Source organism: Nonomuraea cavernae (genome assembly GCF_014646355.1).
Lineage (GTDB): Bacteria > Actinomycetota > Actinomycetes > Streptosporangiales > Streptosporangiaceae > Nonomuraea > Nonomuraea cavernae.
Map to the genome: position 1 here is coordinate 287,476 of NZ_BMNH01000005.1, position 12,847 is coordinate 300,322.

A 12,847-nucleotide genomic window follows, 5' to 3' on the forward strand; every position below is an offset into this window, starting at 1 on the left:
CCCAGGGTCGAGATGTGTACCTCCCCGAGCATCCGCCCAAATGGCCGGGCCGTCTGTGAACTAATGCGCATCAGGTGGACACAATGTAAAGATGCAGGAGAACCCAGGACCCCAGTTTCCGTCCGGCCCTCGGCCGCCGGAAGGGCCCGCCTATCCCTATCCGCCGGCGCCGCGGCCCACGCCCTGGTTCCTGCCGATCCCGCGCGGCGCCAGGTACGACCAGCTCGCCCGGACTCCTGACACCCGCCTGTGGCGGCAGATCGTCGGCACGATCATCCTGGCCGGCGGGTTCCTGCTGATCGGTGTGTTCGTGGTGTTCGGGGGAGTGGTGGTCGCGACGCTCCTGGGCGTCTCCTCGCCGATGCGGCCCGGCAGCTACTTCGGCGATCCGGTCTTCGAGCTGGTGGTGTTGCTGCTGTCGATCGCGCTCGTCCTGCCGCTGGTCTTCGGTACGGTCGCGCTGGTGCAGCGGCGCCGGCCCGGGACTCTGTCCTCGGTCGCCGGGCGGCTGAGATGGGCGTGGGTGCTGCGCTTCGCCGCGCTGGGGGTGCTGGCCCTCGCGCTCGGGCAGACGGCGCAGGTGATCGCGCTCAGCCTGACGGGAGCGGAGACCTCCGACTTGTTCGGGTGGGTCGGCTGGGGCGCCTTCCTGCCCGCGCTCGTCGCCATGGTGCTGCTGGTGCCGGTCCAGGCGGCGGCCGAGGAGTATCTCTTCCGTGGCTGGGTGTTGCAGGCGTTCGGGGCGCATCTGCGCAATCCGGCATGGGGGATCCTGATCGGGGCCGGGATCTTCGCGTCGTTGCACGGATACACGTGGGTGGGGCTGATCGACGTGTTCAGCTTCGGGGTGGTCATGGGGTGGCTCGCGGTGCGGACCGGGGGGCTGGAGGCCGCGATCGGGCTGCACGTGGTCAACAACATGGTGGCCTTCGGGCTCAGCGCGGCCGCCGGCAGGCTGGAGGAGGCGTTGCAGCAGGGGGAGGTGCCGTGGCAGTCGCTGGTGGGGACCGTGGTGCAGCTGGGCGTCTTCACGGTTGGGGTGCTCTATCTGGCCAAAAAACGGTCGATCGGCACTATTTCCGGATAAACGGTGCCAGGGTCCCGGGAATCTCGCTAGAGAGGTCTCGCCATTCCGGCTCAGGCATGCTGATCTGGATCCTGTGGGGTGGCGAGGATGGCGGAGGTGATCATCTCTGTTCGACGGGGTACGAGTAGACACGTGCCGATATTCCATGCTGTTGGTGCATGGAGCCTGAAACAGGCACATCAACTGAACGAGCACCCCTGGAACGGTCCCAGCGGCCTTCGGGAGGGCTCGGTCATTGCCCGGTTGACCAGGTTGGACCCGCTCGACAAGCGCGACTAGGAGGTGCGCCGCGTGGCCTCCGGCCCCAGCGACCCGCCACGGCGACTGCCGGATGACGACGACCCGCGTTCCGAAGGCACACCCGCCTCGGAGCCGCACGGCCAGGGCGCGTCGCCGTCTCCTCACGAGCCCCGGATCCGGCACTCGCCGCCCGGGCCCACCGACGACCGGGCCAGAGGCTTACCCCTGGCCTCTCCCTGGGGTCTGCCGCCCTTCTCCTCGCCCACTCCGGACGATGACGAGCCCGCGGAACCTCCGAGAGGACGCAGGCCGTACAGCTCGCCGACGGCCGAACCCGAGACCGAGCAGCGGCGCCACCCCCGGCGCCAGGTGAACCGCCCCGACAAACTGGTCGCCTCCGGCCCACCCCGCCCCCCATCGGAGACATCGCGTACGGATCACCCCCCATCCGAGCATCCCGACGCCGCCCACACCGACGATGATCAGTCCGAGGCCCGTCAGCCGGACGCCGTCAGGCCGTACATCGATCGGCCGAGACCCGAGTCCATCAGCCTCCCTCCCGGCGTGGTGCCGCGATCCTGGTTCGAGCCGGGCGCCGAAAAGGCGGGACAGGAGCCCGATCCGGCACCCCGCCCCGACGTCGATGACCCCGTGCGCTCCGGGGCCGGAGAGCACGGCGAGGAGGCCGTACGTCCTGCCGCTGAGCCCGAGCACGTCGCCGGGGAGGACCGGCACGGCGAGGACCAGCACGGGGAGGACCGGCACGGCGAGGACCAGCACGGGGAGGACCAGCACGGGGAGGACCGGCACGGCGAGGACCGGCACAGCGAGGAGCAGGACGGCGAGGATCAGGCTGTCCGGCGGGTGGGGCGGCCACCGGGCGGACGGCCCACGCGGCCGGACCTGCTGGTCGCCACGGGCCCGACCCGCTCCGGGACCAGCGGCAGGCATCACCGAGGCCCGGCCCCGGCGGCGGTCCGACGGGCGAGCCCCGTGGGCCGGCGTCGGCGCGGCGCGGCGCCGTTCGCCATCGTGCTGGCCCTGGCGCTGGTCGTCGCGGGAGGCGTGCTGGTCTGGCGGTGGACCACTCCCGAGGAGGCCGGGCTGCGGCTGGAGGCGGGCACCGGCCAGTCCGGCGACGACCTGTTCACGGTCCCGTCGGCCGGCGACGGCTCCGTACAGATGCTCAACGACATGACCTCGGTGGGCCGCGCCGTGGTGGCCGTGGGCAGCGACACGACGAGCCCGACGCCGCGCCCGCTGTTCCTGTTCTCGCCGGACAACGGCAGGACGTGGCAGCTGGGCCAGGTCACGGGCGCGACCACGCCCACCGTCCAGCGGGTGGTGGGAGGCGAAGGGCTCTGGCTGGCCAGCGGCGGCGACGGCCAGGGCGGCGAGCGCGGGCTGTGGACGAGCGCCGACGGGTTCAGCTGGACGGCCGTGGAGCAGGCCGGGCTTTCGGCGTTCCGCGCCGGTGACCTGATCGCCGACATCGCCAGGACCCGGTCCGGGTTCGTGGCGGTGGGACGTACGACGCTGGAGGACGGCGGGACCGGCCCGGCGGCGTGGCAGTCGGCGGACGGGCGCTCCTGGCAGCGGGTGGAGACACGCGGGCTGGACGTGCGGGAGCTGAAGGCGGTCGTGGCCAGGGGCGACACGGCGATCGCGGTGGCGCGGCCCGCCGATGGCGCCGGCTCGCGCGTCGTCCGGTCGGGCGACGGCGGTCGCACCTGGCAGGCGACCGGCTTCCAACTGCCCGAGGCGGCCCCGCGGCTCGGAACGCTGGCCGTGCTGGCCAAGCAGTTCGTGCTGGTGCCGACCCGCCAGCGTACGGTCAGCGGCGAGGTGCGCGTCTACTGTTCGCCGACGGGCGCGCAGTGGTCGCTGTGCGGCTCGATCGGCGGGCTCGGCGGTGAGAGCCCCGGCATCGAGTCGGTGATCAGCCACCAGGGCGGCATCGCGGCGGTCCACCAGGTCAACCTCGGCCGATACGCGGTGCTGACCAGCACCGACGGCCGCGCCTGGAAAAAGAGCGCCGACCTCGGCGACCTGTCAGGGGCGACGCTGCGCGGCTTCACGATCACGGAGTCGGGCACCCTGTTCGCGGGCGGCGACCGGGCGGCGGCGGACGTGGACAACCAGCTCGTCCTGATGGCCGCCCCCGCGCGCGGCGGCGTCTCCCAGGTGGGGCTGGCGGGCGTCGACGGCCTGTCGAGGATGGCGAGGGAGACCAACGGGCTGGCGCACCACGACGGCAGGTACGTCGCGGTCGGCTCCGCCTCGGGCGACGCGGGCATCTGGACCAGTCTCAACTGGCAGAGCTGGACCTCGATGAGCCTCGGCGGTCCGCGTCAGCAGACCCTCGACGACGTCGCGTACGGCCGCCGCGGCTGGCTGGCGGCGGGCAGCACGCAGACGGGCATCGGCGTCACCGAGCCGCTCCTGGTCTCCTCCTCGGACGGCCGCACCTGGAAGCGGGTGGCCTCGTCCGGCGACCTCGCCCTGCCGAAGGACCATCCCCACCTCGGCGTCCGCGTGGTCGCCGCCGGCCCGGAGGGCTACGTGCTGGCCGGCGAGGACAGAGACTCCTCCGGCCCGGCGGCCGCCCTGTGGTTCACCCCTGACCTGCGGAAGTTCACCCGGTCGAGAAAGCTGCCGCAGGGCGGTTCCGGCGCCCGGATCCACGACCTGGCGGCCACGGGCTCGGGATACGTCGCGGTGGGCGGCGCCGGCTCGGGCGACCAGGAGAACGGCGTCGTGTGGGTGTCGGAGGACGGCGTCAACTGGAAGGCCCGCAAGCGGGTCGCGCCGCCCGGCGCCACCGGCGCGGGCCTGCGCCAGGTGGCGGCGTACCAGGACCGGCTCGTCGCCATCGGGTCGGCGGTGGAGCGTGGGTCGCGGCGGGTGTTCTCCGCGGTCTCGGACGACGACGGCGTCACCTGGCGCACGGCCTGGCTCCCCGCGGACGGGGCGGCGGCCGTCTACGACCTCGCCTCCGCCGACCAGGGGCTCGTCGCGGTCGGCTGGCACGGCTCCCCGGACAACGGTGACAGCGCGGCCTGGATCTCGCAGGACGGCCTCACCTGGAACCGTTCGGACCTGACGAAGGACCGCCTGGCGGGCCCCGGCATGCAGTGGCTGGCGGCGGTCACGGTGGCGGGCTCGGAGGTCGTCGCCCTGGGCCGGAGCACGACCTACAGCGCCGACCACCTGATCCTGTGGACCTCCACCCTGACCTCCAGCCGCTGACGGCGGGTCACCGGAGAGGGAGCACGCCCCACTCCGTCAGGTCGCCCACGAGACCATCGGTGAGCGGGAGCCGGGCCAGGTCGTCGGACGTGCACCAGCGCGCGTCCGCGGCGTCGTCTCCGGCGGTGAGCGCGCCGCCCGTCACGGTGGCGTGGTAGTCGCGGATCTCGTACGTCACCCCGCCCGGCCCCGGACGTTCGACCGTGCCGGCGAGGGAGCCCACCGCGACCCGCAGGCCGGTCTCCTCCAGGATCTCGCGCTCCACGGCGGCCCGGTCGGTCTCCTGGGGCTCCACCCGGCCGCCGGGCACCGACCAGAGGCCCTCACCCGGTGGGCGGCCGCGTCGGACGAGCAGGAGCCTGCTGGAGCCGTCGACGACGATGGCGCCGACACAATTTACCCGCACATGGTCAAGATTACGACGAGACAACGAGATGTGGCCTTGACGGGTCCATATTCCAGGAAGCACCGTGGGTAGCTGTGAGAGCGGCTCCGACGTGTCCCCGTTGCTTTGGCCCGCTTCATGGGCCGAATGTCTGGTCGAGTGCATGGCGTTGTGACACGCATGGTGATGTCGTGCCCTACCGGCCGCCCTGGCCGCCGTCCGCGGCGGCCGTGGAGGCGCTGCGCAAGAGCGCGGTGGTGCCCGTCTGGCTGCCGTGGCCGTTGCCCACCGGCTGGCTGGTGACCGGATTCTCCGAGGCGGGCGACGAGCGCACCGGAGCGGTCGCCACCGTGGTCGCGCTGTGCGGGCCGTCGATCAGCGCCGGCCCCGCCGACCTGCTCATCATCGCCGAGGAGCCCGGCGTCGGGCTGGGAGCGGCGTTCGCGGGGGTGGACGGGCCCGATCCCGGTGAGGGGTTCGACTCGGGGCCGCCGAACGCCAAGATCGGAGTCCTGGGCCACCCCAGCCCGCTGTGGTGCGTCGAGGGCGCGCCCGACCGGGCCGTCTACGCGGGCGAGGCGCTGGGCAACTGGCTGTGGGCGATCGCCTGGCCCGCCGAGGCCGGCTGCCTCATCGCGCTCAGCGAGCTCGATCTGCTGGACCTGCGCGAGCTCGAGCTCGACCTGCCTTTCGGGGCGTTCTCGCCGAAACTCGAGGACTAACCGGTACGACTCATCCGCAACGCGATTCGCACGGCCATGGAGACGGGCTAGAGTTCGGAGGCGTGACAGCGCGTATCGAACGAGTGGTGACCGAGGGCACCGTCGACATCGACGGCACCGAGTACAAGGTCGAGAACAACACCTGGATCCTGGGCGACGACGACGAGGTGATCGTCATCGACCCGGCGCGAGACGCCGAGAAGATCCTGGAGCAGGTCGGTGAGCGAGAGGTGCTCGCCGTCATCTGCACACACGGCCTGCCCGACCATGTGGGCGCGGCCATCGAGGTGGCCAGCAGGGACGAGGCGGTGGTCGCCCTGCACCCCAAGGACAAGCCGCTCTGGCGGGAGACCTGGTCGGAGACCTGGCCCGACATCGACATGGAGGACGACGGCATCTTCGGCGTGGCCGACGTGCAGCTCGACGTCATGGAGACGCCTGGCATCACGCCCGGCGGCGTCTCGCTCTACTGCGAGGGGCTCAGCGCCGTGTTCACCGGCAAGTCGCTCCAGGCCGACGGCCCCGGCAAGATCGGCGGCGAGTATCCCGCGCTGCCCGACCAGCTCACCTCGATCGGCGGCCGCCTCTTCACGCTGCCCACCGACACCCGGGTGCTGGCCGCGCATGGCGAGGAGGTCACCGTCGGCGACCTGGAGCCCCACTTCGACGGCTGGGTCTCCGGCTCGCTCACCCGCACCGAGACCGAGGACGAGGGGCCGCTCACCGACGGCACCAGGGTCGCGGGCATCAGGATCACGCCGGGCGACGACTAGGTGTACGACCAGCTCCCGCTGGAAGGGATGCCGCGGCGGCTCTACTCCTGCACACCGTCGCGGTTGAACACCTGGCTCGACTGCCGCCGCCGCTACCGGTTCACCTACCTTGACCGGCCGCAGCCGTCGAAGGGGCCGGCCTGGGCCCACAACAGCGTGGGCGCGAGCGTGCACAACGCGCTGGCCGCCTGGTGGCGTGAGCCGTACGAACGCCGCACCCCGTTAACGGCGGCCATCCTGCTCACCAACGGGTGGATCACCGAGGGGTTCAGGGACTCCGAGCAGTCCTCCCGGTGGCTCGGCCGGGCCCGCGACCTCGTCTCCGGCTATGTCGCCACACTGGATCCCTCGGACGATCCCGTGGGTGTGGAGCGCACCGTCGCCACCCGCACCCAGGTCATCGCGGTCTCGGGGCGCATCGACCGGCTCGACCGGCGGGGTGACGAGCTGGTGGTGGTCGACTACAAGACCGGCCGGCGGCCGCTCACCCAGGACGACGCGCGCGCCTCGCTCGCGCTGGCCGTCTACGCGATCGCGGCGTCCCGGATGATGCGCACCCCGTGCCGCGCGGTCGAGCTGCACCACCTGCCGACGGGCGAGGTCGTCGAGTGGCGTCACACCGACGAGTCGCTCGGCCGCCACCTGCGGCGCGCCGAGGAGATCGCGACCGAGGCCGCCACCGCCGACGAGCACTACCGCGAGGCGATGGGCGCGCCCGCGCGTTCCGCCGGGCCGGCCGATCGGCGGGCGCAGACGCAGCCGGCCGACGTGCCACCCGAGGTCGACGCCCGGTTCGCCCCCAGCCCGGGGCCCATCTGCTCCTGGTGCGATTTTCGCCGCCACTGTCCCGAAGGACTGGCCGCCGGGCCCGAACGCCGCCCTTGGGAGGGCCTCGCCGACCTTTCGGAGTGACCCGGTCAGGCGGTCGGTGCTGTCGGCTTGAGTGACCCGGTGAGGCGGTCGGTGCTGTCGGCTTGGAGTGGCGGGTCAGGCGGCCAGTGCCGCCGGCCAGCGGCGCGGATCGGTCAGCCCCTTGAGCCCCTTGCTCACGTCGTAGCCGGCCGCGCCCAGGCGCTGCCGCGCGCCGTGCAGCATCTCCCTGGTGGAGGGCATGAACGCGCGGTCGTGCAGGTGCTCGGGCAGGGAGTTGAGGCCGAGCCTGAACGCCTTCAGCCCGGCCGTCACGGTCGCCTGCGGCACCTCGGGCAGCACGCCGTACATCCGCCTGGCCCACTCCGGCAGGGTGTAGTAGCAGAGCGCGCCGAACGGGAAGTAGGCGGGTTTGCCCGGTGACAGCAGCCGCAACTCCTGGGGCAGCCGCGGCCAGAGCAGGAACCGCACGGTCGAGGCGGCCTCCTCGGTGACGCGCAGGCTGGGCCGTACCTGCTTGACGTAGGCGTCCAGCTCCGCGCACGAGCCGGGCACGTCGTCGAGGTGCAGGCCGACGTAGGCGGCGCTGGCGCGCTGCTCGCGCAGGTAGCGGTCGGCCTGGCGCTCGGTGAGACCGAGCCCGCCGCGCCTGGCCACCTCCAGGTAGGACGAGACCTCCGCGCAGTGCACCCACAGCAACAGCTCGGGGTCGTCCACGCGGTGGACCCGGCCCGTGTCGGGGTCGGTGACGCGCAGCCGCCGGTGGATGTCGCGGACCCGCCTGCCGATCTCGTCGGCCTCCTGGGGGCTGCCGAACGTCACCCTGCCCACGAAGTCGGCGGTGCGGCGCAGCCGGCCGAACGGATCGTCCTGGAAGTTGGAGTTCTGCCAGACCCCGCGCATGGCCAGCGGGTGCAGCGCCTGCAGCATGAGGCCGCGGACGCCGCCCACCCACATGGAGCGGTCGAGGTGGACCTGCCAGGTGGCGCTCTGCGGCGGCTGGACGACTAGCTCTTCGATGCTCGCCATAGTAAGTAGATGATTACATTACATTGGACCGTTTGTCCAAAGAGCGGCTCTCGGCCTCGTTCCAGAACCTGACCAGGGCCGCGGCGGTCGTCTCGGGAGCCTCCACGGCCGGTGAGTGGGCCGCGCCGGGCACCACCGTGTAGTCGGAGCCCAGGGCCGCGGCCATCTCCGACTGCGTCTCGGCGGGCCAGCCGTCGTCGTGTTCGCCGTAGAGCACCAGCGTGGGCACCTCGATCTGGCGCAGCTCGTCGATCCGGTCGCGCATCGTCAGCACCTGCTCGGACATGCTCGCCAGGCCGACGGGTGAGTTGGCCAGCAGGCGCTTGCGCAGGAACGCGAGGATGTCGTCGGGCACGTCAGCGGTCATGGCTTCCGGCTCGAACCTGGCGTGCCAGACGTACTCGAGCCCCTTTTCCGGGATCTCCTCCATGAGGCGGCGGGCATGACGGGCCCGCCGGCCGACGATCGCGGCCGGGCCGGAGCTCATCAGCGTGAACGAGGCGAACTTGGTGCGGCCGTCGATCACCGCCTCGCGGGCCACGAGCCCACCGAAGGAGTGCCCGACCAGGTGGATCGGCTCGCCGTCGCCGAGCTCCTGGGCCAGCAGATCGATGTCGGCGCCGAGCGCGGCGCACGAGTAGGCGGCCGGATCGTCGGGGCCCGGAGTCTCGTACTGGCCGCGCAGGTCGATCGCGACGACCCGGCGGCCGGACTGGACCAGCGTCTGCAGAATCGCGAGAAAGTCTTCCTTGCTGCCGGTGAGCCCGGGCACCAGGAGGGCGGTCCAGCGCTCGACCACCCCGCTCATCGGAAGCGCGTCGAGGGCCGCGAACGTGCCCTGGGGCGTCTCTATCTTCCGTGGCTCGACGCCAGGAGGCAGGTTGAGGAAGCGCGGCGTACTCACGTGGGGCAACAATACCCAGAGGTCAACGCTTCGACACCGGCAAACTCCGTACGCTGGTGCGACTTCGGGGGAGTTGTGACGATTGCGCACCCTGGAGATCAGGCGGGCGTTCACCACCTGACATGACGAGGCGCGCACCGCGTCGTCGCGGTGCGCGCCTCCTCAGTGACGTCCAACGCCTCTCGGCGCTGCCCGGTGAAGCTGTCAGCCGGAGCGACGGCGGCCAGGGCCGCCGCCGTTGCCGCCACGAGGCTGGCGGCGCTGCTGCTTGCGCTCGGTGGCGGCGGACGGGGCGATCTCGTCGTCGTCCGTCGCCAGATCGGGTGACTGGAAGATCACCGCGAACGGGCTGGGCGGGATGATCCGCTCCGGCTCCTTGCGGGCCGGAGGCGGCGGCGTGGACAGGAAACTGGGCTCGTGCCCCTTGTCCTGGCTCACGACCTGCTCCCGGTCCGCCCGGCGCTCGGCGGCGGGCTCCCGCTCGGCGGCGGGCTCCCGCTCGGCGACCGGCTCCCGCTCGGCGACCGGCTGGCGCTCCGCGACGGCGGACTGGCGTTCCGCGACCGGCTGGGCGATCGTGGCCGGCTCGCGCCTGACGTCGGCGACCGGTGCGGTGGCCGCGACGGCGGAGCGGCGGGTGCGACGCCGTGGCTCGGCGGTCACCGCCTCCACCTCGCCGGTGGAGATGATCGCGGGCGTCTCGTCGGCGTAGCGCGAGTGGTTGTCCACGGGCTCGACCTCCGGCGTCTCGACGGGCGAGGTGCCCTCTTCGGTTAGCTTTCCGCCGCGGGTGCGACGGCGCTGGCGTGGCGTGCGGGAGGGGCGCTCCTCGCGTTCCTCACGACGACGGCCGCCGCCGCGCGTGCGTGTCCGGCCGGTCTCGCCGAGGTCCTCGATGCGCTCCGCCGACAGACCCGCCCGTGAACGGCTGGCGTGCGGCAGGACACCCTTGGTGCCCTCGGGGATGTTGAGCTCGGTGTAGACGTGCGGCGAGGTGGAGTAGGTCTCCTCAGGCTCGGCGAAGTCGAGCCCGAGCATCTGGTTGATCATCTTCCACCGCGTCAGCTCCTCCCACTCGACGAACGTGACCGCGATGCCCGTACGGCCGGCTCGGCCGGTGCGGCCGATGCGGTGCACGTAGGCCTTGTCGTCGGCGGGGCAGTCGTAGTTGACCACGTGGGTGACGTCGTCGATGTCGATGCCGCGGGCCGCCACGTCGGTGGCCACCAGCACGTCGATCTTGCCGTTGCGGAACGCGCGCAGGGCCTGCTCACGCTGGCCCTGCCCGAGGTCGCCGTGGACGGCCGCGACCGCGAAGCCGCGGACGTCGAGCTGCTCGGAGACCATGTCGCAGGCCCGCTTGGTCTCGCAGAAGACCATGGTGAGCCCGCGGCCCTCGGCCTGGAGCAGCCTGGCGACGATCTCGATCTTGTCCATCCGGTGCGCACGCCAGACGATCTGGCGCACCTGCGGAGTGGTCTCGCCCTCACTGTCGCTGCCGTGCTCGGCTCGGACATGGGTGGGACGGTTGAGGTATTTGCGCGACAGCGCGACGATCTCGCCCGGCATGGTGGCCGAGAACAGCATGGTCTGTCGCTGCTCGGGGATGAGCTTGAAGATGCGCTCGATGTCCGGCAGGAAGCCCAGGTCGAGCATGCGGTCGGCCTCGTCGAGCACCAGCGAGGTGATCTGGCTCAGGTCGAGGTGCTTCTGCTTGACCAGGTCGAGCAGCCGGCCGGGGGTGCCGACGATCACGTCGACGCCGGCCTTGAGCGCCTCGACCTGCGGCTCGTACGCGCGACCGCCGTAGACGGTCAGCACGCGGGAGCCGAGCTTGCCCGCGGCGGTGACGAGGTCTTCGCTCACCTGGTGGGCCAGCTCGCGGGTCGGCACGACGACCAGCCCGCGTGGCTTCTTGCGGTTCTTGCGTGGCTTGCCGATGCTCTGGAGCATGGCGATGCCGAACGCGTAGGTCTTGCCCGTGCCGGTGCGGGCTTGGCCGATCAGGTCCTGACCGTCCAGGGCGAGTGGGAGTGCCATCTCCTGGATGGGGAACGGTGTGGTGATGCCCTCGGTCTCGAGGGCATCGGCGATTTCTGGTGTGACTCCGAGGTCTCGGAAAGTCGTCAGCGTGGCCTGCCTCAGTCTCAAATGAAGGCGGGCCTGCCGGGACCAACGGGCGGAAAAACAAACCCCGTGCCTGGGTCCTCGCGGTAGAGCCAGCCCTCTCGCGTCATCAGCGACCGCAGCCCGGGGAGCGGGGGTTATCGGGGGAAATCCCCGAAATAACACAGTGCGGTCGCACTTTCACAGATCAGTGTACTCGATACCACAACGCTGGCCGAGCTAACGGATGTTCCCGAAGATTCCGGGAAGTACGCTGCCTTCCATGAAGGAGTCTCCTGGAGTCGTCGATCTGCTCGGTGTGCTGGCGTATGCCGAGCTCAGTGCCTATGCGCGCATGACGGAGGACGCGGCTTCGCTGGCCCCCTCGCTGGCCGACCGGACCGCGTTGAGCGAGCTGGCCGTGGCCGAATACGGACACTTCCGGCTGCTGCACGGCCGGCTGGTCGAGCTCGGGGCCGATCCCGAGGCGGCGATGTCGCCGTTCGTCGAGGCCCTGGACGCCTGGCACGCCCAGACCGCTCCGGCCGACTGGCTGCAGGCGCTGGTCAAGGCGTACGTGGGCGAGGGCATCGCGTTCGACTTCTACCGGGAGGCGGCCAGGCTGCTCGACCCGTCGATCGCGAAGCTGGTCGACGAGGTGCTGGCCGACGAGGGGCGCTCGGAGTTCGCGGTCGAACGGGTGCGGGCCGGGCTGGCGGCCGACCCGGTGGCCGCCGGCCGGCTCGCCCTGTGGGCCAGGCGGCTCGTGGGAGAGGCGCTCAGCCAGGGGCAGCGGGTCGCCGCGGCCCGGCCCGAGCTGGCCCGGATGCTGGCCGAGGCCGAGAGCGACGACCAGGCGGAGATCTCGCGGATGTTCGCCAGGCTGACCGAGGAGCACAACAAGCGGATGGCCGCCCTCGGCCTCTGACCATCGTGCGGTCGCCCATCGAGCGGCGCGAGCGCGTGAACGGCGGTAGCGTGCCAGACATGAGGGCCTCGCGCCGCTATGACGGTTCGTTGACGAGATGTGGGCCGAATCACTGGACCACGCGCGCCGTGCTGAGGAGGGGGAGCGCGAGCTGCCCCACGAGTGAGCCACGGCGTCACGACCTCCACAGGCACCGGCGTCCGCCCGGATGCGCTCTCGGAAGATCCGGCGAGCGCGCCTGACCGGCCTCGGGGAGCGGCCGGCAAGCCGCTCCCCGCCGCTCGGATGACGCCGGGGCCGGCAGAAGCCTGGCAGGCCGCAGCCGACGGGCTGGAGGGGCCTTGGAGGGTGCCGCCGCAGTCGGCAGCCTGGAAGGCTCTAGAGGGTGCCGCCGCAGTCGGCAGCCTGGAAGGCTCTAGAGGGTGTCGCCGCAGTCGGCGGCTGGAGGGCCTTAGGCCGTGTTTCATAAGGCGCGGAGCCACTGGTTGATGGCGGCGATGGTGAGTGTGGCCTCGTAGCGGACGGCGAGCTTGTCATAGCGGGTGGCCATGCCA

General features: G+C 71.7%; 10 protein-coding genes. 6 read left to right on the forward strand and 4 right to left on the reverse strand.

Annotated features, from left to right (window positions below; translation table 11 throughout):
* Window positions 1-91 precede the first annotated feature (91 nt).
* Together IEY82_RS12570 and IEY82_RS12575 are read left to right on the forward strand one after the other, a co-directional pair.
* On the forward strand, window positions 92-1,087 hold the full coding sequence (locus tag IEY82_RS12570) for a CPBP family intramembrane glutamic endopeptidase (protein ID WP_189124236.1): 996 nt from the start codon (window positions 92-94) through the stop codon (window positions 1,085-1,087).
* Window positions 1,088-1,891: 804 nt separating this feature from the next.
* A complete protein-coding gene (locus IEY82_RS12575) occupies window positions 1,892-4,576 on the forward strand; it encodes a hypothetical protein (RefSeq protein ID WP_189124237.1) in 2,685 nt (894 codons plus the stop codon).
* Between the two features lie 7 nt (window positions 4,577-4,583).
* On the opposite strand, the gene IEY82_RS12580 is transcribed toward IEY82_RS12575, so the two are convergent.
* Complete coding sequence (locus IEY82_RS12580) at window positions 4,584-4,982, reverse strand: NUDIX hydrolase (protein ID WP_225263010.1); 399 nt, start codon at window positions 4,980-4,982, stop codon at window positions 4,584-4,586.
* A 74-nt stretch (window positions 4,983-5,056) separates the two neighbouring features.
* Between IEY82_RS12580 and IEY82_RS12585 the strand changes: the two genes are divergently transcribed.
* From IEY82_RS12585 to IEY82_RS12595, 3 genes are all read left to right on the forward strand, one after another.
* A complete protein-coding gene (locus IEY82_RS12585; RefSeq protein WP_189124239.1) occupies window positions 5,057-5,683 on the forward strand; it encodes a DUF6758 family protein in 627 nt (208 codons plus the stop codon).
* Between the two features lie 62 nt (window positions 5,684-5,745).
* Window positions 5,746-6,456, forward strand: a complete 711-nt coding sequence (locus tag IEY82_RS12590) for an MBL fold metallo-hydrolase (RefSeq protein WP_189124240.1) — start codon at window positions 5,746-5,748, stop codon at window positions 6,454-6,456.
* Window positions 6,457-7,368, forward strand: coding sequence for a RecB family exonuclease (locus IEY82_RS12595; RefSeq protein WP_308015973.1), 912 nt, complete (start codon window positions 6,457-6,459; stop codon window positions 7,366-7,368).
* A gap of 75 nt (window positions 7,369-7,443) precedes the next feature.
* On the opposite strand, the gene IEY82_RS12600 is transcribed toward IEY82_RS12595, so the two are convergent.
* From IEY82_RS12600 to IEY82_RS12610, 3 genes are all read right to left on the reverse strand, one after another.
* Window positions 7,444-8,355 (reverse strand): oxygenase MpaB family protein, encoded by a 912-nt coding sequence (locus tag IEY82_RS12600; RefSeq protein ID WP_189124241.1) that lies wholly within the window; start codon window positions 8,353-8,355, stop codon window positions 7,444-7,446.
* Between the two features lie 13 nt (window positions 8,356-8,368).
* A complete protein-coding gene (locus IEY82_RS12605; RefSeq protein ID WP_189124242.1) occupies window positions 8,369-9,259 on the reverse strand; it encodes an alpha/beta fold hydrolase in 891 nt (296 codons plus the stop codon).
* A gap of 204 nt (window positions 9,260-9,463) precedes the next feature.
* Complete coding sequence (locus IEY82_RS12610; RefSeq protein ID WP_225263008.1) at window positions 9,464-11,299, reverse strand: DEAD/DEAH box helicase; 1,836 nt, start codon at window positions 11,297-11,299, stop codon at window positions 9,464-9,466.
* 349 nt (window positions 11,300-11,648) lie between these two features.
* Here IEY82_RS12610 and IEY82_RS12615 point away from each other — a divergent pair, with 349 nt between their 5' ends.
* A complete protein-coding gene (locus tag IEY82_RS12615; protein WP_189124243.1) occupies window positions 11,649-12,293 on the forward strand; it encodes a ferritin-like fold-containing protein in 645 nt (214 codons plus the stop codon).
* The last annotated feature ends 554 nt before the right edge of the window (window positions 12,294-12,847 follow it).